This window comes from Bacillus cereus, from assembly GCF_025917685.1.
Taxonomy (GTDB): domain Bacteria; phylum Bacillota; class Bacilli; order Bacillales; family Bacillaceae_G; genus Bacillus_A; species Bacillus_A cereus_AT.
In genome coordinates, this window is record NZ_CP089518.1 from 2,312,143 (window position 1) to 2,333,383 (window position 21,241).

The window sequence follows — 21,241 nt, forward strand, 5'->3', positions numbered from 1 at the left end:
TTACATGTTCTTTTCTTTTTATTCATTCATACTAAGTAATAGTGGAAAATATAGGTTGATTTGTAGTTTAATAGTAAAGAGAGTGAGTGGTTTTAATTTTCTTTATTTTATAATTATTTAAGGATTCAAATGTTTTAATAGGGGGAAGGTAAAGTGAAATTTATACGTATTGAAAAAGATGAAATCCTAATTAATAATATGGCAAAATTGTATTGTAAAGCATTTGAGAAAACAAATTTTACTGAAATGATTGAAAGAATGAAAAGACATATAGAATATGCAGATTTTAAAGGTATAGTAGCAATAAATGATGAAAATGAGGTAGTTGGTTTTACTTATGGTTATCGCTCATTAGAAGGACAGTACTATAATCAATTAATGAGAGAAGCGTTAAATCTAGAACAAGCAGACGAATGGTTACAAGATTGTTTTGAATTTGTAGAGTTAGCAGTTCACCCACAATATCGAAATGAAGGTCTTGGAATGAAATTACATAATGAATTATTAGAAGGGATTTCAAATAGAACGAGTATTTTAACAACACAAATAAACAATGAAAAAGCGCGTTCTTTATATAAAAGATTGGATTGGGTGGATGTATTAGAGCCATTTCACCCAAGTAAAAGTGATGCTCCATATGTAATAATGGGAAAAATATTAAAGACAAAAGTAAATTAAAAACTATATCGTTCACAAAAGTTATCAGTTTATAACAATGGAGGGGAAAACAAAAATGACAATAATATCTATAGAAAAAGCTACAATTTTAGATGCTGAAAAGTTAACAGAAATAATGAAAAGAACATTTGATGAAGAAGCAAAGCGATGGTTATACGCCCAAGGTGATGTAATTGATTATAACATTCAACCGCCAGGATATTCTTCAGTTGAAATGATGAAATATTCAATTGAAGAATTGGATACTTACAAAGTGATAATGGATGAAAAAGTAATCGGGGGAATTATAGTTACAATCTCTGGTAAATCGTACGGAAGAATCGATCGTATTTTTGTAGAGCCTTTTCTTCAAGGAAAAGGAATTGGATCGCGGGTTATGAAGTTAATAGAAGAAAAATTTCCGAACATAAGGATTTGGGATCTTGAAACATCTAGTAGACAAATTAATAATCATTATTTTTATAAAAAAATGGGCTATGAAATCATTTTTAAATCTGAAGATGAGTATTGCTATGTAAAAAGAAAAAAAGTAGATGCAGGTGGAGAGAATCTAATTAAAAATAAAGATATGAAAAATGGTCAATACGAAAACTGTAATTTGGTTCATACAGAATATTATCAAGTGAACTTAAAAAATAGTGCATTTGTTGGTAGTAATATAATGCATATGAATATGAGTAATTGTAATGTAAGTCAATCAAAGTTTAGGAATATAAACTTTAGAAGGTCTTCATATGCAGATTTAAATCTTTCTAGTAGTACATTTAATTTGGTGACATTAGGTGGAGTGCAATTCAAAAATACAAGTCTTGGAGATGAGAAGGAACCTCTTTCATTTGAAAACTGTGATTTGGAAGGTAGTACAATACATAATAGTAACCTGAAAAATATTGAAATAGTAAATTGTGATGTAAATGGTATGAAGATAAATGGTATTCCAATAGAGAATTTGCTTGAGTTATATAATAAGGTGAAAATTTAAGGTATATGGTTGTTAGGTTGTTAGGATAAGATGTTTGGAAATTAAGTGTTATACCGAAATAGTTATGTAAAAATAACATAAAGAAATACAGGTAAGGAAGGATTTAATGTAGGGTTCTAGAATGATAATATATTGTTATTTATATGGAGGGGGAGGAATATGGGAATCAACATACGAGCAGTAGAAATACAAGATGCTAGAGCAATTCATCGTATATGTATACAGGATGAGGTTTTACCTTATATGGTTTTCTTACCTAGCATGCGTGTAGACGCTATGGAAAATAGAATTCGAAACTTAGCACCAAATCAATTTGAATTTGTTGCAGAGTATGACGGGGAAGTAGTAGGTTTTATTGGCTTAACACAAAGTCCGGGACGAAGATCTCATTCAGGCGATTTATTTATTGGGGTAGACAGTGAATATCATAATAAAGGTATTGGCAAAGCACTTCTTACAAAAATGCTTGATTTAGCTGATAATTGGTTAATGTTAGAGAGAGTAGAACTTGGCGTTTTAGAAACGAATCCGAAAGCAAAAGATCTATATGAAAAATTCGGGTTTGTAGTAGAAGGGGTAAAGGTAGGGAATTTAAAGGCTCACGGAAAGTTTATAAATGAAATTATGATGAGTCGTTTTAGACCTGGTGGTTTAATTGTACATAATTAATATGTAAAAGCATGACACATCAATGTCATGCTTTTTTTATTGTTATTTGCGATTCGGTAGTTTCGGTTGTAATAAAAATAATGCTAATCCAATGAAAATAATTGAAATTCCTAGTGCTTGTTGTAAAGTAATGGTTTCACTCAAAATAAAATAGGCTAGAACACAAGTACCAATTGTTTCACCTAAAATACTCATTGAAATAACAGTAGCGCTCATCCATTTTAATAACCAATTGAATATCGTTTGTCCTAAAATCGTTGCAATGAAAGCTAATCCAATAAAGGACAACCAAGTTTGTGTAGCGTAATGAATGAAAGATTGTTGCTGCGTATAAGCAAATATACCGAGAAAGCATGAGCTACTTCCATAACTAATTACCGAATATGGTATAAGAGATAAATCTTTACGAATGTGTTGACTAATGAAAAAGTAAGCTGTAATAATTCCGGCCGCCATAAATGCTAAAATATCTCCGTATAAAGCGTCGCCACTAATTTGGAAATCTTGCCAACCAATGACGATACTTCCTGAAATGGCAATGAGGCAACCGATAACCGCTCCTTTCGTAAATCTCTCTTTAAATAAAAAGTAACCACCAATCATTGAAAATAAAGGTTGTAACGTTACGATAACTGTAGAACTTGCTACGGAAGTATATTGTAAGGATTCAAACCATAGTACATAATGTGCAGCTAAAAATAGCCCGGATAGAAATCCGAATCCCCATTGTTTTTTCGATAATGTTTTTAGTTCGTTTCGATTCCTTTTATTAAATAGTAATAACGGTAACAGAATTACTGTAGCAAATAATAATCGATAAAAAGCGATAATCGCCGCAGGAGCATCTGCCAATTTTACAAAAATTGCTGAAGTTGATAAGGCGAATACACCGAAAAATAAGATGAAATATGAAAGAATAGGTGATTTCAAATTCTGTCCCTCCGATAGAATGTTTATTATAATAAACTTAATAAGATATAATGTACAAAGGTAAGTATATAAGACCCTGAGACGATAGGAAAGGATTAGTTGCCTTTGTTTAGTATGTCAGCACAAAGGCAATGAAACATGCAATATGATGGACGAAAGGAAGTTTTTACTATGATACATGATAGACTCGGACAAACTGTATTAAGTTATCGTAAGAAAAATAAGATGACAATTCGTGAATTTGCTGATTATGCAGGGATTAGTACTTCACTAATTAGTCAAATTGAACGAGGATATGCGAACCCTTCTTTAAGTGTATTAGAATTAATTGCGAAAGCATTAAATGTACCGTTATTTACACTTTTTATTAATGAGATTGATACAGATTCACTCATTTCTAAGAAAAAAGATCGAAAAAAAGTATATCGGGAAAATAATGATCACATTGTATATGATGTATTAACACCGGATTTTATGAAAGCGCGTATTGAAATGTTGATGATGGATTTAAATAAAAAAGCAAGCACAACGGAAAGTCACTATTCACATGAAGAAAAGGAAGAGATTGCGGTTGTCATGAAAGGGGAAGTGTATGTGGAATTAGAAGGAAAAGAATATTTTTTAGAAGAAGGTGATGTTGTACGTATCCCACCAAACGTGAAGCATCGATTTTTGAATAAAAGTAATGAATCGAATCACATTTTATTTGTATTAACGCCATCTTTAGGATGAGTACAAAATGAGTTTTATAATGGGGGATAGAAAATGGAAGATAAAAGTGTTTTAAAAGGCGGCCTTTCAATTATTTCTCAATGCAAAAAACAAACAAATGATATTTGGCATGCACATTACGGGGCAGCTGCAATTGCTAGTTATTTTTTCATGAAAGATAATAATATTGAGGAAGAGATAGCTCGCAATATGCATTCTCATACAAAAATGATGCTGAACAAGCAAAACTTAGATGAAATCATCGATAGTAAAGAAGAAATTGATTTTCAAAGTGCCGAAAAAATGATAATAAAATCATTGGAACATACAATTGATGAACTTCATTGGGTGGGGCATAATGTTATTTATGCGGCATTAAGTTTATTAGCTATGAAAGAACTACAAAAATGGGGCGATAATCAAGCAATAGAAGGGATAACGGACCTTATATTATCATTTCAAAAAACAATTCCCGGTAGATCGTGGATTGGTTTTACGACGAAGGAAGTAAAACAATTAAGTATAAAAGATGAGATACGAAGTGAATTAAGAAATCCAAAACAATTATCTAAGTTTATTTTAAATGAACTATCGGAGTTTAAGAGTATTTATAGAGCAGAATCACATCATGATTTAATTGGCCATATGCTTACTTTTTCCCACGCAATTAATATAATGTATGATTTAGGATATAAAGATATATTTCAAAGAGGAATACGTCCACTTTTAAAACTAGTATACGTATTGCGTGCTAGTAAAAATATTATGCTGAATATTGAAATAAATATACATTCACCTATAGATCATTTACCTTTAATTGAATCTAAACGTGCTCACGTATTACCAACGGAAAATCAATTTTGGCTAAAAGACTATAGTAAATTCGATTGGGATTTTGGACATATTTTCAAATTTTCATATAGTTATTTTGATCATATAAAGAGAATTCCGGAATATAAAGATATAACATTAGAGAAATTCCGATTTGTTATTAATACGTAATATAGTGAATGATCTGTATAAAGGGGCTAAATTTAAAATTTCTTTGTTGATAGTATATTATTTTTATATTTGTAAGATTTTACATGCGCATTTTACTTTTACTAATTATGTAAGTAGGCTATACTAAAATACATACATTTTATTATTGGAGAGAAATAAAACGACATGGAATTAGTAAAGCTAGAAAAAGTAATTGAAGTGAAAAAAGAAGAATTATTGAATCTAGTTTCAAATTATGGACTTCAGCATGAAAAAGTAATAGAGCTCAGCCAAGAAATAGACAAATTAATAAATTGGTTTATGTTTTTAAAATAGAAAGAACTATGACGTGGTTTGAATATGTTATAGTTCTTTTTTATTTGGAAATTCAAAAGTATATTCGATATACTGTTAATAAACGGAATATTCAATTTGGAAAGAGGGTAATTAATGATTTTACATACGCATATTTCAGGCGAAGGGGAACCAATTGTGCTTCTACATTCTGGTGGTATGACGGGTTTAGTAGAGTTTGAAGAACAAGTGAAATTTTTTAAAGAAAAACAATATAAAGTAATTCGTCCTGATTTGAGAGGACATGGAGAATCAGGAGGTACATTAGATAATTATTTTCTGTGCTCTGCTGATGATTTAAATGATACGCTAGAACATTTGCGAATTAATAGTTGTCATATAGCGGGTGTTTCACTAGGGGGATTAGCCGTTTTATTATTTGCAAAAAAATATCCAGATAAAGTGAAAACATTAACCTTTTCAGGTGTTTTTCCAGTTAAGCGAGATAATTGGGAAGAGTCTCAGGAGTATGAAGCAAAGTGTCATCAACAGTTGATGGAAAATGAAGAAGTTGTAACTTATATGAATCAAATTCATGTAAAAAGTGATTGGAAAGGATTGTTCGAATCGTGGCAAGTTAAGGATTGGTACCCATTTCATGAAACGGGTGATGTAGTTAATCTTCAAATACCTACACTGTGTATTGTCGGGGGAGATTCAGAAGATGAAGTTACAGCTGCTACAACGTTTAAACAATTAAACAAAAATATACATATTGCTGTTATTCCGTTTGCAGGTCATTTAGTACATAATGATCAACCTAAAATGTATTCATATATATTGTCTAATTTCTTACAGAATGCACAAGCTGCTAGTCGACTATGATGATTTTTGGTTATAATAATAAAGGAATTATTAATTGTATCGGTTAGGGGCGCAGCAAATATGAAAACAGTCGTTGTCATCGGTGGAGGTATTACTGGACTTTCTACTATGTTTTACTTAGAAAAATTAAAGAAGGATTATAATATAGATTTAAATTTAATCCTTATTGAGAAAGAAGAGTATTTAGGTGGTAAAATCCACAGTGTGGAAGAAAATGATTTTATTATGGAATCTGGAGCAGATTCTATCGTGGCTCGTAATGAACATGTGTTGCCACTTGTAAAAGATTTGAATTTAGAAAATGAAATGGTATATAACGAAACAGGTATTTCTTACATATACTCTGATAACATATTACATCCAATTCCTGCTGACACTATATTTGGGATTCCTATGAGTGTTGAATCATTATTTAGCAGTACACTAGTCTCAAAAAAAGGGAAAATCGTTGCTTTAAAAGATTTTATTACGAAAAATAAAGAGTTTACGAAGGATACATCACTTGCTGTATTTTTAGAAAGCTTTTTAGGGAAAGAGTTAGTGGAAAGGCAAATTGCGCCTGTACTTTCAGGTGTATATTCTGGTAAATTGAATGAGCTTACTATGGCATCTACATTACCATATTTAGTGGATTATAAAAATAAATATGGAAGTATTATTAAAGGTTTTGAAGAGAATAAAAAACAATTTCAATCAGCAGGAAATAAAAAATTTGTATCATTTAAAAGTGGACTATCTACGATTATTAATCGCTTAGAAGAAGTGCTGACTGAGACTGTCATTAAAAAAGGTGTTGTAACGACTGCTGTAAGTAAAAAAGGTGATCAATATGAGATTTCTTTTGCAAATCATGAGACAATACAAGCTGATTCTGTCGTTTTAGCAGCTCCGCATGATATCGCACAAACTTTATTACAGTCTAAAGAGTTAAACGAGAATTTTAATAAATTTAAAAATTCATCGCTTATAAGTATTTACTTAGGTTTTGACATACTAGATGAACAACTACCGGCTGACGGAACAGGTTTTATCGTAACGGAAAACAGTGATTTACATTGTGATGCTTGCACATGGACAAGCAGGAAGTGGAAACATACATCGGGTAAACAAAAGCTGTTAGTAAGAATGTTTTATAAGAGCACAAATCCAGTATATGAAACGATTAAAAATTATAACGAAGAAGAATTAGTACGAGTTGCTTTATATGATATTGAAAAAAGTCTTGGAATTAAAGGTGAACCAGAAGTAATTGAAGTTACAAATTGGAAAGATTTAATGCCGAAATATCATTTAGAACATAATCAAGCAGTTCAATCATTACAAGAAAAATTGGCTGCTCTTTATCCTAATGTATATTTAGCAGGCGCTTCCTATTACGGTGTAGGAATTGGAGCTTGTATTGGAAATGGAAAGAATACTGCCAATGAAATAATTGCTATATTAAATGAAACGCATAATGAGTAGTTTTAAAATATATAAACAAAAATATCCCTCCAGCAAAAAGGAGGGATGTTTTTGTTTTATTTTACAGTAAGTATTATTTTTTTATTTGTTTTGTTATTTTGCTGAATTGTTAATGTTACCTTTCCGGATTCTTTAAAGGTGTATGGTGCTAGTTGATAAATTTCCTCAATTTTATGTTTTTCTTTTAACGTACTTGTAGATATGGACGATATAGTAGGTTTCCAATTTTCTTGTTTACCGGAAGGGTAGTCGATTTTTATTTGCGGGTGTTCTAAATGTATTGGTTCCCAAGAAACAAAATACACTTTAGTTTTCACATCTTTTTTCAGTAATTCTTCTGAGAAATAACCGAATTCGCCAATATTACCGAAAACAGTGCGATCTTGATTTTGTAATGTAATATCTAAATGACTAGGTTGATATGTTACTGCGTGATAAATCCCGTATGAAAGAGAAAGTACGGCAGCGATTAAAATACTAATTGAAAATGTTTTTAAGCTATTTCCTTTAAAACTTGTCATCATGAAAGAATTTGGTGTGAATTTTTTTGCGAATAAAAAAATGAGTAATATAAGTAGAAGTGCTAAGCCAATGAAAATATACATAAAGTTAATACACCTCCGTAAGAATAACTATTACCTAAATTTTAACATAAAAGTATGGATTAGGGGATTGTTTTACAGGGGGAAATACACTGATGTCTATCTCTTCGTTAATGAGTTAGATACACTTCTCAGACTAACTGGATTTTTAAGTGAAAACGGGGATAAACAGCACGTTGTTATTGAGCGCTAGTCGCATATAAAGAAAAAACAAAGAGAAAATCATCTTTTTGTTTTTTCTAATTTCCAAGAACCAAATATTAATAAGCTACCAATAATAAAACAAATGACAATATTGACTGTTATTAAAACAGGGAACATCGGAAGTTCGTTTTGGATTCCTTTCCCAGTAAGGGCTACGAATACTTCATTTAATGGTATACGATAAATGAAACTAAGTACTAATATAAACGTAATTAATAAAATTTGATTTATCATACTTCCTAGTTTAGACCATCGGTTACGAAGTGATAAGCTAGAATCTTTAAGGGAACTAGTGGCGTCGTATGCGAAACGATTTAATTGTCTTGCTTGTAAAGATGAGAAGAAACCGACTAGTAAACCACCGATTGGTAATGTCCATGATAGCATTGTACATAGTATACCTAACAATGCACCCACATTTGTTACTGTTATCGGATGGTAAGAGTTAAAGTGATGGGATAGTTTGGATCCTAAAAATAAGGATAGAATAATCCCAATTCCATATGGTAAATAAACGCCATAAATCATGAAAGTACTGTTTTTCTGTGACAATGCAAAGAATGTGCCATACAATAGGTAAAAATTAACGATCATTCCTTGTGTGAATCCGAAGTAATAAATAAACTTAGGTAATTGAAGCTGAAATTTCACTTTAGTAATGTATATAGTTAGTAGTGCTATTGCAACAAGAATGGTGACGACTAATAGTACAAGTAGCAGTTGTAAATTTATTTCACGAGTCGCCTTCATAAGGAAAAGTAGTGTAGTAAAGAGAATGAATAATAAAAATGAAGGCACTGAAAAATGGAATGAGTTCTCTACTGTGACTTCGTATGTTGGCATTTTTCTTAGGGATACGTAACAAATATAAAGAGCGATTCCGTAAAATATAAAAGCTAAACTTGCATGATTAGAATTAGCTGTAAATAATATAAGTGGAAGAATCAATATAACTGTTAATAGTGCAAAAAGATATTGATTCCTTTTCATTTTCCTACCAAATAATAATTTTTCATGATATTGGGTAGTTGTATAAAGTGGTAACAAAATACTTGATGCAATTCCCATAAAAAGAGCTGAGATTTCAAGCCAAATTGTTGAAAAAGAAGCTAACGATCCACATATAGTTCCGATAATCGCTACTATTAGAAAGTTTAATAACTGTTCACGTGTGTTTAGTTTTGTTTTAAATGAATGAATAAGAAAAGTACCTGTATATTTAAAAGTGTAGAAGATAATGAGAGGAAACCAACCGTTTAACAGTGTGTTATATGAATTTCCAATAATGATAAAAAGAAAATAAGGTAAGAAGATAATTGTGTTCATGAGAGCGTATGTAAAATAATTATATTTTGTCATAAAACCAACCTCTTAACAGTTCTTGATAATTTGAAATTTAATATATCCCGTAAATATCCGAGTGGTGTAATTAATAATCAGTTGAGGTGAACAAAACTTTTACTGATTAATGTTTCACTTTATAGTAATTATAGCATGAGGTCTAAATGGTAATCAAAAAGCAAGAAGGTATACTCTTAGTTTATATAGAATAAGAAGGATAAAAGCATCGCTAGAAATATTTGATTTATGGGACATTGAGGACTTTCCTAATTATAAATACTTTTTCTGCTATAATAAATGAGTAGAGAGAAAGGAGTGATCCTATGGCATTTCCTATGTTAGAAACAGAACGCTTGCGCTTAGTTGAAATAGAACAATCTTATTGTCAAAAAATATATGAAATATTCTCATTAGATGAGGTAACGTGTTATTACGGTATGAATTCTTTTACTGAGTTTGGACAAGCTTCACGTATGATTGAATCTTTTTCGAAAAATTACTTTGAGAAAAAGGCGATACGTTGGGGGATTGTATTAAAAGAAACAAATACTTTAGTAGGAACAATTGGATTAAATAATTTACAACTTTGGAGCAAACGATCTGAGATTGGATATGATTTACATCCTCGTTATTGGGGGAATGGTTATGCTTCAGAAGCTGCTCGAGAAATTATTACTTATGGATTTCGAGATTTAGGTTTATTTAGAATTGGAGCTATTACATATCCTGAAAATATAACTTCGTGTAATATGTTATCTAAATTAGGTTTTCAAAAGGAAGGACTGTTACGCGGATACATTCATCAAGGAAATAAACAACACGATGCATTAATGTATTCTGTTGTGCGAACGGATGTAGAGCATAATCATTATTAATAAAAAGCCCCTCTTAATAAAATAAGAGGGGCATGTAAAAATTAACCTAACTTAGGTAATAAACGTTCTCCGCTTTTCATGCTACTTTTACATAAAGGGCATTTAGGCTCTTCTTCAAATGAAAAGTTCTTTCTCATCCATCCTAAACAATCCTCTGATTCACATTCCCAAACAGGTGTTTGTTCTGGTGGTACTTCTGCTACATCGTTCTTTCGATTGCGATACATGTAACCACTCCTTTTATGTAAAAATTTTTAGTTATATATTAAAAAGGTTGTTAACCGAGCTGGTAACAACCTTTTTATTGTTTGAATTATAGCTTTACAACGTTTTTAGCTTGAGGTCCACGGTTACCGTCTTCAACTTCGAAGCTAACTTCTTGACCTTCGTCAAGAGATTTGAATCCGTCGCCAGTGATAGCTGAGAAGTGAACGAATACGTCGTTACCGTCTGCAACTTCGATGAAACCGAAACCTTTTTCGCTGTTAAACCATTTTACTTTACCTGTTAATGTCATGGTAATGCCTCCTAAAATTTAAAAAGATTACAATATGATCGGCCTTATTTGAATGAAAATAAAAGTTCACATATTATCAAAAACCCATAAGGAGTACGAAATGGTCCTGATTGATACTTGATAATATGCAAAGAAAATATATTGTTAAATTGACCTTAATTACTATCTTACAACAAATGGTGTGAAATAGCAAGTGCTGGTAATACCAGTGAATGATTTGGGTGATAATGGTAAAGGGCACAAAGACATCTCTTTTATTTATATATTATTCCTAATCTGAATTTATTCCAAACAGAAATCATTTATATTAAAAAGTATGTTTAGGGGAAACGATATATATTTTAAGAATACAGATGATCACAACAATAAGGAGGATAGAATATTGCTAAATAAACAATTTAAAATAATTGAAGCAGCAAAAGAAGGGAGAAGAAAAGTTCATCCTGTTTTCGCTGTTATACTTGCTATTGTATTCTTGACTTTAGGTGAATTATTTATGTTATTTATGCTGTTCTTACCGAAAGCAGAAACAACCTTTATGAAGGCGATTTATAGCAATATTGAGATGATATTAACGTTTGGTGGAGCTATATTTTTTGTTTTTTTATGGATTAGATTTGTAGAGAAAAGATCATTTTCATCAATTGGTTTTTGGAAAAATCAATGGATTAGAAAATATTTGAGAGGTGCTTTAATAGGGTTTGTTTTCATCTCAATACCAGTAATTTTACTCTTATTAACAGGTAATGTGAAATTACAAATGCAAGAAATTACAATGACAGCTATATTTGGTATTGTAGGGTCTTTAGTTGCATTTTTAATACAAGGGGCAACTGAAGAAATTGTTGTACGAGGTTGGTTATTCCCGGTTCTCTCTGTTAGAAGCCGTATATGGATTGGGATTGTTGTGACGTCTTTTTTATTTGGTTTTCTTCATTTACTTAATCCAGGTATTACAATTCTTTCAATATCGAATATAATATTAGTTGGTGTATTTGCAGCTTTTTACGCTTTGAAAGACAGTAGTCTTTGGGGGATATGCGCGTGGCATTCGCTGTGGAATTGGGCGCAATTTAATATTTATGGTTTTGCAGTAAGTGGAATGGCAATGTATTCTACACCACTTTTTAAACCTGTAACAAACGGATCGGAATTCCTTCATGGAGGCTCGTTCGGAATTGAGGGGAGTATCATTACAACAATCATGCTTTCTATTGCTTCGATTGTTTTATGGAGACAGTTATGGGGGAGAAAAGCGAAACAACGAGATCTAAGTTAATGAAAGTGGGAGAAACAATGGGGATTATAGTGTTCGAGGGAGCAAGTGCTGTTGGTAAGAGCAGCACGTGTCGTGAATTAGAAAAAAATTATGGTGCTTATATTATACCTGAAGTGAATTTTTTATTTGAAAGACCAGAAAATGAACATAGAACATGGTATTTTGAAAAACAAGTAGAGCGCTGGAAAATAGCAGTGCAGAAATCACAGCAATATGAAATTGTAATACTTGATGGGGACATATATCAGCCACTTAGTTATAATTGGTGCTTTCATTTTGATATATTTAATCAACCGTTATCTTTAATAGAAAACTTTTATAAAGAAAAGATGATAAATAGGGAAATTGGTTTTCCGGATCAATATTTTTATTTGTACACGAATGATGAAGAACTTCGAAAAAGGAAAGAATCTGATGAGACGAAAAGAAGAAGAAACTTTGAAAAGCATTTACATATATCAAAATCGTTTCAGCGTTATTATGAAAATTTAAATACCATAACGGACGGATACTGTAAATTGATTGAAGCGAAAAGTGTAAAGTCGAATGAATTAGAAATTGTAAAAAGTTTAAACAGCTTGAACGTGTGTGAAGAAAGCCGTTTTGATGTTTCGAGGTTAGATGCTATTACGGGGTGGTTAAAAGAGAATCGTGCATAAAAAACAACGAGTGCCTTATAAGGTACTCGTTGTTTTTTTATACATATTGAATATGTGGGTTCGTATTATATATTATTTTTAATATTTGTAAGTTTGCTTTTTCATTTTTCTTAATAGCATTTGTATATTTAGGAAGAAAGAGTTGAGAAGGATAAACTGTTCGTTCATCACAAACATGGATACTATAAACAGAATTATTCATAGTGAGAGAATGAATACATTTTAAAAGTGTAGATAGTTTCATCAAAGTTTGAAGATGTTAAACCACCATACAATAAACTCATATTTATGCAGCTCCTGTAAATATTGGGCTAGCATATATTTTTATAAATTTAAAACGAAATGCTTAGAGTGGAGTTAGCACTTGAAAAAGACTGTTTTTTTTGACGGAATAATCTTTCAATTTACAAAGAAAAGAAATACAATATAAGGAAATGTATATATGATTCAGGGAATAGAAAATATGTAATAAACGAAAATGAATTCCGCCATTTTGGGGGAATTAGACTCAAAATTCAGCTGTGACAAAAAATTAGGCGGAGGTCAACTACCCGTAAAAGCTCGATTGCTTCAACAAATAATCGATGTGTCGAGTTATAACTTGTGAAGGAGGAATAAATATAAGCATGAAAAAGATTATTATTTCAGATCTTGATGGGACTTTATTAAGAAGTGATAAAACAATTTCAGAGAAATCTATTAATATTTTGAGGGAATGTAAAAATAATGGAGACGAATTGATTTTTGCTACGGCAAGGCCTCCAAGAGCTATAAATCAGTATATTCCCAGCGTGTTAAAGAATGAGATTATTATTTGTTATAACGGAGCTCTAGTTCTTAAAGGTAATGATATTTTATATGAAATGAAGATTTCTAAAAATGATATTTTAGAAATCATAGAAATAGCAAAAAAGTATAATCTCCATCAGATTTGTCTTGAAATAAATGATAAGCTGTACTCAAATTTTGATGTTACTGATTATTTTGGTGATGTGCCGTGTGAAGTCATGGATATAAGAAAGTTAAACTTTGAAAAAGCTTCTAAATTAATCATTTGTACTAATGGCTCAATAAATAAGGAGTTCACTGAGGAATTGCCTGATGAGTGTAAGGCAGTCATTACAGATAACGGAACATTGTGTCAAATTATGCATACGGATGTTTCAAAATGGAATAGCATTCAGCATGTTCTACAGCACTTAAATCGAGATGTATCAGAAGTAATTGCATTTGGAGATGACTACAATGATATGGAAATGATAGAGAAGTGTGGGATTGGCGTAGCAATGAGCAATGCTGTTGAAGAATTAAAATCCGTCGCTAAATTTATTGCCAAAAGTAATGATGAGGATGGAGTTGCTACATTTCTGGAAAGTAATAGTTATAGTTATGTTAATTAGTATGGAAAAATGAATCGCAGCAAGCTGCGAAAAAAGAGATGCTACATCTGTTTTTGATAGATAAAAATTATGAAAAGGGCTATGTGGGAGGAAATAGGCGAGATGAAAACACTATTTAAAGTATTAGGGATTATCGCGGGGATGGTAGTAATCGGGGTAGGTGTAACGTATGGTATGCTGTATTATCTGAATAATAGTAAACCAGCTGCGAAAAAGGCATCACCAGCCGCTCCGGCAGTAGAAGTGCTAGCTGATAGTAATGTAAAAGCTGAAGATGCAAAGCTTTTAGAAAATGGCAATCATTCATTACCGAATAGCGGTTTTAATAAAAATTTTAAGTGGACAGATGAGAACATACAGACAGCATTACATGAAATGGCACATCAAAAAACGAAAGCTGATCAAAAATGGGGCTATATTTTTATTACACAAGAACGTATTGAAAGTTTACTTGAAATTATAAATAGTAATGATGTTGCACAAAAAAGTACATATGTGGATATTTTAGAACGATGGAAACAAGGAAAATATGAAAAGGTTGATGTGGACCACAACAAGATTTGGAAATTACAAAGTGGGAATTTAGGAGAAGGGAAAGGAGTAATGTCAGAAAAGGAACAAAAAGAATTAATTAATCAAGTTTTTATACAAAAAGGTACATATTCAGGTAGTAAATTAATTGCAGGTGAGGTACAAGCTAATAAATAATATACATATTGATTTTGAAACACCTTTGTTGGTATAAATGCAAAGGTGTTTTTTATTGACACAAGAAATAAATGGGAATATGATTCATATATGAAATAAATTAGAGGGGCTTAAATATACATATGAATAACAGAGAGCTTTACGGAAATATTCGTGATGTTTATCATTTACTCCAAAGAAATTTAGATAAAGCAATTGAACAATATGATATAAGCTATGTTCAATTCGGAGTAATTCAAGTACTCGCAAAATCTGGGAAAGTATCCATGTCAAAATTAATTGAAAACATGGGATGTGTTCCAAGTAATATGACAACAATGATCCAACGGATGAAGCGTGATGGTTACGTTATGACAGAGAAGAACCCCAATGACCAACGTGAAACGCTCGTTTATTTAACTAAAAAAGGTGAAGAAGCAAAAAAGCAAGTAGATGTGCAATATAGTGATTTTTTAAAAGAGAACTGTGGTTGTTTTACGAAAGAAGAAGAAGAGCATTTAGACGCTTTATTATTAAAGTGGAAGAAACATTTGAGTTAAATATAATAAAAATGTAACACTTTGTTACATTTTTATTTATATAAATACTTCATATATGAAGTAAAAACTAGTGCAATAAAAAGAAGGGGGATAATTATAAGGGGTTATTTCATATATGAAATAAAAGGGGAGTTTTATATGGAGGTAAAGTCGATGATACGTATTTTGGCAATTGTAGCTTTTTTTGTTGGGCTAGATTCATTACTTGTGGCACCTTTATTACCAGCTATTACAGAAACAATCAGTATGCCTGATGGGAGTGGAGGACTTTTAATTACTATTTATGCACTTTGTTATGGAATAACTGCACCTTTATTCGGACCAATGTCTGATAGAGTTGGAAGGAAACGTATGATCATAATGGGGTTTGTTATTTTCTCCATTTCTACATTTTGTACTGGAATAGCTAAGAATTTTGAAATGCTTTTATTATTTCGTGGTCTAACAGGTTTATCCGGTGCAATGATCATGCCAAGTATATTTGCATTAGTAGGAGATAAAGTTACATATGAGTCAAGGGGAAAAGCAATGGGAACGATTATGGGAGCAATGGTAGGTTCGACAGTCATCGGAGTACCTATAGGAGCATTTTTATCTGAAGTAGGAAATTGGCAGTGGACATTTTATAGTATAGGACTATTAACTTTATTTATTACATTACTAGTTAATCAGCTATTAGAAAATGAAAAACCGAGAGATGAGGTGCGTGTTTCTATAACGAAGACGTTGATTGCATCGTTAAAAATGGTTTTAGTAAATGTATCAGTTTTATTTGCATTATTAGCAACGTTCCTATGGACAATTGGATTACACGGAATGTTTTCATACATAGGTGTTTATTATGGAAATAACTTTGGACTTTCCGTTGGCGAGATAGGTATTGTCATCTTTCTGGCGGGAATTGGTAGTGTGGCTGGAAATATTTTTGGTGGAAAGTTAGCTGATAAAGTAGGAAAGAGGAATGTTGTTTCCATTGCCAGTATTGTAGACTCAATTAGTGTAATGATATTCTCGCTTTCTATAGAAAATCTAGCAATTGCAATTACTGTACATATAATTTGGAGTTTATTTATTGGATTTGGCCAAGCATCATTAACGGCTTTAATTTCAGAATTAAAACCAGCTGTGCGAGGGACTGTGATGGCATTAAATAGTTCTGCCATGTATATTGGAATGACCATTGCTTCTGGAGCAGCTTCACTTGCAGTAAGTAATGGATTGCCGTTTTCTTCTTTAGGAATTATGTGTGCAATTGCTAGTTTGCTTGTCCTTCCGATTGTATTTGTTCTAGTTGAGGGAAAAGAATCAGCTAATAAAAAGAAGATGACTATATAAGTTGAATGAAAGAAAACATGGTTTGATATTCTTCAAAGGAACTCAACTCATGTTTTCTTTCATATTATTTTTATATTTTCATCACTTTTAATAGTGAAAGAAACGATTGTAAAACGGGTGAAATCCATCTAGATTTATGATAGATTACATGGCTTTGAATAACTGCTGGCGTTTCGATAGGCTGAAAACAGAGTTGCTCTTTTTCGCAACTTTCTTTTACAACGATGTAAGGAAGAATCGAAATTCCTAACTCACACATGACTGATTGTTTAATGACTTCAACGTTGGAAGTTTCAAATGTTTTAGCTGGAATATTCCCGCTTTGACGTAAAAAACGATCTACCATCGGTCTATAGCCACAGCTTTGTTCTGTAAAGATAAATTGGGTATCGTTTAGTAAACAAAATGGATTAGAGTGTGTTGAGGAATGCGAAGGTAAAATCCATCCAAATGTTTCATTACTAAAAGTACACGTAATAAAATCATTATGTTCTATACTTTCTCCAATTATGAAGATAACATCTGTTTCTCCTTCACGTAATTTTTGTAATGCTTGTTCATTTGTGTTTGTTTCAAGTACGATATTTACTTTCGGGTTTTTCTGTTTGTAAATACGTAATAATTGTGGTAAACGGTACACTGCTAATGATTCGTTTGATGTAATACTCAATGTACCTTCTAATTGATCGGTATTTTGAGGGATTTCTTGCGCTTTTTCGTAAATTGCAAGTAATTCTAAAGCATAAGGATGAAATTGATGACCTGCTTTTGTAAGAAGCACTTTTTTTCCTAACCGATCGAAAAGAGGGAGATGTAAATCGTTCTCTAATGCTTTCATATGCGCTGTAACTGTAGATTGCGCATAACCTAATGCATGAGCAGCTTTAGAAAAACCACCATACTTAACAATCGCACAAAATGTTTTAACATGTCTCATTTCCATAAGCAATCCCTCTTTTATTATCATGATTTGTGAATGATTATATCACGTATTTCAATTTTCCAAATGATTAAATTCTTTATAAAATAAAATTGTAGAAATATTCATTCAAGTGATAATGGAGGAAAAAAGATGATCAAAAAGGGCTATCATGTAGCTGTAGTTGGGGCTACAGGTGCAGTAGGACAGAAAATTATTGAACTGTTAGAGAAAGAAACTAAATTTAATATAGTTGAAGTTACATTGCTTTCGTCAAAACGATCCGCTGGTAAGGTAGTACAATTTAAAGGACGAGAGATAATAATACAAGAGGCAGAAACAAATAGCTTTGAAGGTGTAGATATTGCCTTTTTTAGTGCTGGAGGAGAAGTTTCTAGGCAATTTGTGAATCACGCAGTCTCTAGTGGTGCCATCGTAATTGATAACACAAGTGAATACCGAATGGCACGTGATGTACCGCTTGTTGTTCCGGAAGTAAATGCGCACACTTTAAAGGGACATAAAGGTATAATATCAGTTCCGAATTGCTCAGCACTACAGATGGTAACAGCTCTTCAGCCAATTCGAAGATCATTTGGTTTAGATCGAATTATTGTTTCAACGTATCAAGCCGTATCAGGTTCAGGAATTCACGCGATTCATGAATTAAAAGAACAGGCTAAGTCAATGCTTACAGGTGAAGAAGTGAAGAGTACTATATTACCAGCACAAAAAGATAAAAAACATTACCCAATTGCATTTAATGTATTGCCGCAAGTGGATATATTTACAGAAAACGATTTCACATTCGAAGAAGTAAAGATGATTCAAGAGACGAAGAAAATTTTAGAAGATCCAAAGCTGAAAATGGCAGCTACTTGCGTCAGAGTTCCAGTTGTATCGGGGCATTCTGAATCTGTTTATATTGAACTTGAAAAAGAAGCGACCGTTGCAGAAATTAAAGGAGTACTACTGAATGCACCAGGTGTTATTTTACAAGATAATCCTAGTGAACAAATTTATCCAACGCCATTATATGCAGAGGGTAAAAAAGATACATTTGTAGGTAGAATACGCAAAGATCCGGATACGCCAAAAGGATTCCATCTTTGGATTGTTTCTGATAATTTATTAAAAGGTGCGGCCTGGAACTCAGTTCAAATCGCAGAGACATTGGTGGAAAAGGGGATTATTTAGTATAAATTTATATAAATATTGAAAATAGGAGGATATATGGGAAACCGTTAATTATAATGGTTTCCCATTTTTTACTTAATGAGTATTCTCCTAACTTCAATTAGAATTTAATTTAAGTTAGTTTTTATAGTGTTTTTATAAATATCAATTTTATTTGCAAAGAATTTTAAAAATCTAGGCTCTCCATTAATTGTGAGATAAATATTAATTGAGATTGGCATCTCAACCTTTTTTACTACATCTGCTATAGCAATATACTCATTTTCTTTTTCGTTATAAAAAACAATGGAACTAATTAATACCTCGTTATTTTCAATATCAATACTACACATCATAGGGAATTTTTCATCATTATGTATTATTAATTCGCCCAGTACTATTGAACCGTTTAATTCTTCTGTAAAAATTTATAGTTTCCACTAGTTTTACCCACGTTTCATCGCACTCTTCATTTTCCTTTTCATCTATTGCCCACTCCCATATCGGGTTGTGTTTCAAGTCTTTAATAGTTAATTCATCAATTGGTTTGCTTTTACTCATATACAATTACTCCCTTCATCATAATAAATGGATGATTAAAAAATATTCTTTCATTAACTGAACAATATGGCCATTTTCATCCATTTGAAATACAAGTTTTCGCATTTTCATAATCAGTTGAACGCCAATAAACAGGTTCAATGTAGAGTTTATTCCATTTGATATTATTTTAACTAGTTCCGAAATACTGTACTCATCCTAATAATATTCCGAACGCTTGTTCCTGTAGTGGTTTTAACAATGTTTTGAGTAGGTATCAAATAGTTATTAACTGACCTGATTGAAAAGAAAAAAGGATTGTTAATGTAAGTGGAAAAGAGCGGAAAACATCAAGAATGAACAAAAGGATTTCGGTATGATATGGATATATTCAATGTGAGGGGGAATTTAAGGTGTATCAAATAAAGGGGTATTTTTCGTCACTAAAAGGAAATTATTATGAAATTGGTAAGCAACAAGGAGAATTCGTAAAGAAACATCCGTATCTCATTCCACAATTTATACAGCAAGAACATTTTATATCAGATAACCACTGGACAGAATCTAGAAATGTATTAAATCAATATTGTTCAGGAATTAATGAAGAAATTGAAGGGTTTTGCGAAGTGTTAAAAATTCCGTCTAGAAATATGATGTATTATTATCAAACGCTATTAAAGGCAGGTTGTAGTCATTGTGCAGTATTACCACAAAAGACGGATTCAGAGCATACGTATGTATTAAGAAATTATGATTTATCACCCAAAATAGATGATATGCGTTTTTGCTCGACGCATGTTGAAGGTGCGTATACACATAGTGGCTTTTCTACTCAATATTTTGGCCGAACAGAAGGAGTTAACGAGCATGGATTATCTGTCACATTTTCAGCATGTGGGCAACCAGTAGGAAATATTGAAGGTTTAAGAAAGCCAATGGTAAGTGGTTTACAATGTTTTGCGGTAATTCGAGTATTATTGGAGAAATGCAAAAATGTAGAGGAGGCTAAGTCACTAATAGACGAAATGCCAATTGCAAGTAATATTAATATTATTGTAGCTGATCCTTTAAATGCAGCACATATTGAAATATTTGACGGGCATAAATCCATAACAACAATTGAAGATAATAATCATGCTTTTATTGTATCTACGAATCATGCGGTTAGTTCATCCATTAAAAAGTTAAATAATAGAAGGCTAGAACAGTCTACTAAGAGATATCAAATATTACAAGACTATTTAAATCAAGGTGAACAAATTAGCAAAGATTCTTTAAAAAGTTTGGTAGAATGTGAATATCCTAAAGGGCTAACAGTACATAATTATGAAGAGTGGTTCGGGACCTTGCATTCTGTATTATTTGATTTAAAGGATCGTACATTGAATATTTGCTTCGGATCGCCACTTTTGAACGGGTGGTACTCATTGAAAGTTGGAGAGAGCCTTCCGTTTTCTGAGGTGAATGTGCACTTTAAAAATAGTAAATATACTGATTTTTGGAGAGAAGACAAAAATGAATGGGTTCCTAAAGATTAAAAAGGAATAAGATGG

Annotated in this window: 23 protein-coding genes and 2 pseudogenes; 17 read left to right on the forward strand and 8 right to left on the reverse strand. The window is 31.8% G+C overall.

Annotated features, from left to right (window positions below):
• The first annotated feature begins 153 nt into the window (after nucleotides 1–153).
• The 3 genes from LUS72_RS11945 (at nucleotide 154) to LUS72_RS11955 (ending at nucleotide 2,329) form a co-directional block, all read left to right on the forward strand.
• Nucleotides 154–678 carry a GNAT family N-acetyltransferase gene (locus LUS72_RS11945; RefSeq protein ID WP_002141727.1) on the forward strand — a complete coding sequence of 175 codons (525 nt, stop codon included), beginning with the start codon at nucleotides 154–156 and terminating at the stop codon, nucleotides 676–678.
• Between the two features lie 37 nt (nucleotides 679–715).
• Entirely contained in the window at nucleotides 716–1,660 is a 945-nt protein-coding gene (locus tag LUS72_RS11950; protein ID WP_141536790.1) for a GNAT family N-acetyltransferase, read from the forward strand.
• Between the two features lie 159 nt (nucleotides 1,661–1,819).
• Nucleotides 1,820–2,329, forward strand: a complete 510-nt coding sequence (locus LUS72_RS11955) for a GNAT family N-acetyltransferase (RefSeq protein WP_264448965.1) — start codon at nucleotides 1,820–1,822, stop codon at nucleotides 2,327–2,329.
• 42 nt (nucleotides 2,330–2,371) lie between these two features.
• Here LUS72_RS11955 and LUS72_RS11960 read toward each other — a convergent pair whose 3' ends face one another.
• Complete coding sequence (locus LUS72_RS11960) at nucleotides 2,372–3,259, reverse strand: DMT family transporter (protein ID WP_097831137.1); 888 nt, start codon at nucleotides 3,257–3,259, stop codon at nucleotides 2,372–2,374.
• A 138-nt stretch (nucleotides 3,260–3,397) separates the two neighbouring features.
• Between LUS72_RS11960 and LUS72_RS11965 the strand changes: the two genes are divergently transcribed.
• The 5 genes from LUS72_RS11965 to LUS72_RS11985 all read left to right on the forward strand — a co-directional run bounded on the left by LUS72_RS11965 (nucleotide 3,398) and on the right by LUS72_RS11985 (nucleotide 7,594).
• Nucleotides 3,398–3,991 (forward strand): helix-turn-helix domain-containing protein, encoded by a 594-nt coding sequence (locus LUS72_RS11965; RefSeq protein ID WP_306475217.1) that lies wholly within the window; start codon nucleotides 3,398–3,400, stop codon nucleotides 3,989–3,991.
• A gap of 33 nt (nucleotides 3,992–4,024) precedes the next feature.
• Nucleotides 4,025–4,972 carry a hypothetical protein gene (locus tag LUS72_RS11970; protein WP_264448966.1) on the forward strand — a complete coding sequence of 316 codons (948 nt, stop codon included), beginning with the start codon at nucleotides 4,025–4,027 and terminating at the stop codon, nucleotides 4,970–4,972.
• 165 nt (nucleotides 4,973–5,137) lie between these two features.
• The gene (locus LUS72_RS11975; RefSeq protein ID WP_097831134.1) at nucleotides 5,138–5,287 is read left to right on the forward strand and encodes an aspartyl-phosphate phosphatase Spo0E family protein; all 150 of its coding nucleotides are present in this window, start codon (nucleotides 5,138–5,140) and stop codon (nucleotides 5,285–5,287) included.
• A gap of 114 nt (nucleotides 5,288–5,401) precedes the next feature.
• Entirely contained in the window at nucleotides 5,402–6,130 is a 729-nt protein-coding gene (locus LUS72_RS11980) for an alpha/beta fold hydrolase (protein ID WP_264448967.1), read from the forward strand.
• 60 nt (nucleotides 6,131–6,190) lie between these two features.
• Nucleotides 6,191–7,594 (forward strand): protoporphyrinogen oxidase, encoded by a 1,404-nt coding sequence (locus LUS72_RS11985; RefSeq protein ID WP_264448968.1) that lies wholly within the window; start codon nucleotides 6,191–6,193, stop codon nucleotides 7,592–7,594.
• A gap of 56 nt (nucleotides 7,595–7,650) precedes the next feature.
• Here LUS72_RS11985 and LUS72_RS11990 read toward each other — a convergent pair whose 3' ends face one another.
• Together LUS72_RS11990 and LUS72_RS11995 are read right to left on the reverse strand one after the other, a co-directional pair.
• Entirely contained in the window at nucleotides 7,651–8,199 is a 549-nt protein-coding gene (locus LUS72_RS11990; protein ID WP_264448969.1) for a hypothetical protein, read from the reverse strand.
• A gap of 219 nt (nucleotides 8,200–8,418) precedes the next feature.
• The gene (locus LUS72_RS11995) at nucleotides 8,419–9,759 is read right to left on the reverse strand and encodes a hypothetical protein (protein WP_098361831.1); all 1,341 of its coding nucleotides are present in this window, start codon (nucleotides 9,757–9,759) and stop codon (nucleotides 8,419–8,421) included.
• Between the two features lie 305 nt (nucleotides 9,760–10,064).
• Between LUS72_RS11995 and LUS72_RS12000 the strand changes: the two genes are divergently transcribed.
• Nucleotides 10,065–10,616, forward strand: coding sequence for a GNAT family N-acetyltransferase (locus LUS72_RS12000; RefSeq protein ID WP_097831129.1), 552 nt, complete (start codon nucleotides 10,065–10,067; stop codon nucleotides 10,614–10,616).
• Nucleotides 10,617–10,657: 41 nt separating this feature from the next.
• Here the strand turns inward: LUS72_RS12000 and LUS72_RS12005 are convergent, their stop codons facing one another.
• Nucleotides 10,658–10,843: a cold-shock protein gene (locus LUS72_RS12005; RefSeq protein WP_000286203.1), complete on the reverse strand. Its 186-nt coding sequence runs from the start codon at nucleotides 10,841–10,843 to the stop codon at nucleotides 10,658–10,660.
• Between the two features lie 86 nt (nucleotides 10,844–10,929).
• Nucleotides 10,930–11,133, reverse strand: coding sequence for a cold-shock protein CspD (gene cspD, locus LUS72_RS12010; RefSeq protein ID WP_000176365.1), 204 nt, complete (start codon nucleotides 11,131–11,133; stop codon nucleotides 10,930–10,932).
• A 382-nt stretch (nucleotides 11,134–11,515) separates the two neighbouring features.
• On the opposite strand from cspD, the gene LUS72_RS12015 reads away from it, so the two are divergent.
• Together LUS72_RS12015 and LUS72_RS12020 are read left to right on the forward strand one after the other, a co-directional pair.
• Nucleotides 11,516–12,412 (forward strand): CPBP family intramembrane glutamic endopeptidase, encoded by an 897-nt coding sequence (locus LUS72_RS12015; protein WP_264448970.1) that lies wholly within the window; start codon nucleotides 11,516–11,518, stop codon nucleotides 12,410–12,412.
• 17 nt (nucleotides 12,413–12,429) lie between these two features.
• Nucleotides 12,430–13,071, forward strand: a complete 642-nt coding sequence (locus LUS72_RS12020) for a DEAD/DEAH box helicase family protein (RefSeq protein ID WP_097831167.1) — start codon at nucleotides 12,430–12,432, stop codon at nucleotides 13,069–13,071.
• A 37-nt stretch (nucleotides 13,072–13,108) separates the two neighbouring features.
• Here LUS72_RS12020 and LUS72_RS27250 read toward each other — a convergent pair.
• Nucleotides 13,109–13,315 (reverse strand): annotated as a pseudogene (locus LUS72_RS27250) (arginase family protein); the annotation flags it as partial.
• A gap of 382 nt (nucleotides 13,316–13,697) precedes the next feature.
• On the opposite strand from LUS72_RS27250, the gene LUS72_RS12025 reads away from it, so the two are divergent.
• From LUS72_RS12025 to LUS72_RS12040, 4 genes are all read left to right on the forward strand, one after another.
• Entirely contained in the window at nucleotides 13,698–14,471 is a 774-nt protein-coding gene (locus LUS72_RS12025) for an HAD family hydrolase (protein ID WP_264448971.1), read from the forward strand.
• Nucleotides 14,472–14,573: 102 nt separating this feature from the next.
• The gene (locus LUS72_RS12030) at nucleotides 14,574–15,179 is read left to right on the forward strand and encodes a PRK06770 family protein (RefSeq protein WP_071771459.1); all 606 of its coding nucleotides are present in this window, start codon (nucleotides 14,574–14,576) and stop codon (nucleotides 15,177–15,179) included.
• Nucleotides 15,180–15,301: 122 nt separating this feature from the next.
• The gene (locus LUS72_RS12035) at nucleotides 15,302–15,718 is read left to right on the forward strand and encodes a MarR family winged helix-turn-helix transcriptional regulator (protein ID WP_097831126.1); all 417 of its coding nucleotides are present in this window, start codon (nucleotides 15,302–15,304) and stop codon (nucleotides 15,716–15,718) included.
• A 138-nt stretch (nucleotides 15,719–15,856) separates the two neighbouring features.
• A complete protein-coding gene (locus tag LUS72_RS12040; protein ID WP_264448972.1) occupies nucleotides 15,857–17,053 on the forward strand; it encodes an MFS transporter in 1,197 nt (398 codons plus the stop codon).
• Nucleotides 17,054–17,123: 70 nt separating this feature from the next.
• On the opposite strand, the gene LUS72_RS12045 is transcribed toward LUS72_RS12040, so the two are convergent.
• Entirely contained in the window at nucleotides 17,124–17,996 is an 873-nt protein-coding gene (locus LUS72_RS12045) for a LysR family transcriptional regulator (protein ID WP_097831124.1), read from the reverse strand.
• Nucleotides 17,997–18,125: 129 nt separating this feature from the next.
• Here LUS72_RS12045 and LUS72_RS12050 point away from each other — a divergent pair, with 129 nt between their 5' ends.
• A complete protein-coding gene (locus LUS72_RS12050) occupies nucleotides 18,126–19,169 on the forward strand; it encodes an aspartate-semialdehyde dehydrogenase (protein ID WP_264448973.1) in 1,044 nt (347 codons plus the stop codon).
• A gap of 107 nt (nucleotides 19,170–19,276) precedes the next feature.
• Here the strand turns inward: LUS72_RS12050 and LUS72_RS27255 are convergent.
• A pseudogene (locus LUS72_RS27255) lies at nucleotides 19,277–19,709 on the reverse strand (hypothetical protein).
• Nucleotides 19,710–20,101: 392 nt separating this feature from the next.
• On the opposite strand from LUS72_RS27255, the gene LUS72_RS12060 reads away from it, so the two are divergent.
• Nucleotides 20,102–21,226 carry a C45 family autoproteolytic acyltransferase/hydrolase gene (locus tag LUS72_RS12060; RefSeq protein ID WP_264448974.1) on the forward strand — a complete coding sequence of 375 codons (1,125 nt, stop codon included), beginning with the start codon at nucleotides 20,102–20,104 and terminating at the stop codon, nucleotides 21,224–21,226.
• Nucleotides 21,227–21,241 lie beyond the last annotated feature (15 nt).

Coding starts and splice junctions, on each gene's coding strand:
- LUS72_RS11950 (WP_141536790.1), top strand. CDS start 716: ATGGAGGGGAAAACAAAAATGACAATAATATCTATAGAAAAAGCTACA.
- LUS72_RS11955 (WP_264448965.1), top strand. CDS start 1,820: ATGGGAATCAACATACGAGCAGTAGAAATACAAGATGCTAGAGCAATT.
- LUS72_RS11965 (WP_306475217.1), top strand. CDS start 3,398: ATGCAATATGATGGACGAAAGGAAGTTTTTACTATGATACATGATAGA.
- LUS72_RS11970 (WP_264448966.1), top strand. CDS start 4,025: ATGGAAGATAAAAGTGTTTTAAAAGGCGGCCTTTCAATTATTTCTCAA.
- LUS72_RS11975 (WP_097831134.1), top strand. CDS start 5,138: ATGGAATTAGTAAAGCTAGAAAAAGTAATTGAAGTGAAAAAAGAAGAA.
- LUS72_RS11980 (WP_264448967.1), top strand. CDS start 5,402: ATGATTTTACATACGCATATTTCAGGCGAAGGGGAACCAATTGTGCTT.
- LUS72_RS11985 (WP_264448968.1), top strand. CDS start 6,191: ATGAAAACAGTCGTTGTCATCGGTGGAGGTATTACTGGACTTTCTACT.
- LUS72_RS11990 (WP_264448969.1), bottom strand. CDS start 8,199: ATGTATATTTTCATTGGCTTAGCACTTCTACTTATATTACTCATTTTT.
- LUS72_RS11995 (WP_098361831.1), bottom strand. CDS start 9,759: ATGACAAAATATAATTATTTTACATACGCTCTCATGAACACAATTATC.
- LUS72_RS12000 (WP_097831129.1), top strand. CDS start 10,065: ATGGCATTTCCTATGTTAGAAACAGAACGCTTGCGCTTAGTTGAAATA.
- LUS72_RS12005 (WP_000286203.1), bottom strand. CDS start 10,843: ATGTATCGCAATCGAAAGAACGATGTAGCAGAAGTACCACCAGAACAA.
- cspD (WP_000176365.1), bottom strand. CDS start 11,133: ATGACATTAACAGGTAAAGTAAAATGGTTTAACAGCGAAAAAGGTTTC.
- LUS72_RS12020 (WP_097831167.1), top strand. CDS start 12,430: ATGGGGATTATAGTGTTCGAGGGAGCAAGTGCTGTTGGTAAGAGCAGC.
- LUS72_RS12025 (WP_264448971.1), top strand. CDS start 13,698: ATGAAAAAGATTATTATTTCAGATCTTGATGGGACTTTATTAAGAAGT.
- LUS72_RS12030 (WP_071771459.1), top strand. CDS start 14,574: ATGAAAACACTATTTAAAGTATTAGGGATTATCGCGGGGATGGTAGTA.
- LUS72_RS12035 (WP_097831126.1), top strand. CDS start 15,302: ATGAATAACAGAGAGCTTTACGGAAATATTCGTGATGTTTATCATTTA.
- LUS72_RS12040 (WP_264448972.1), top strand. CDS start 15,857: ATGGAGGTAAAGTCGATGATACGTATTTTGGCAATTGTAGCTTTTTTT.
- LUS72_RS12045 (WP_097831124.1), bottom strand. CDS start 17,996: ATGGAAATGAGACATGTTAAAACATTTTGTGCGATTGTTAAGTATGGT.
- LUS72_RS12050 (WP_264448973.1), top strand. CDS start 18,126: ATGATCAAAAAGGGCTATCATGTAGCTGTAGTTGGGGCTACAGGTGCA.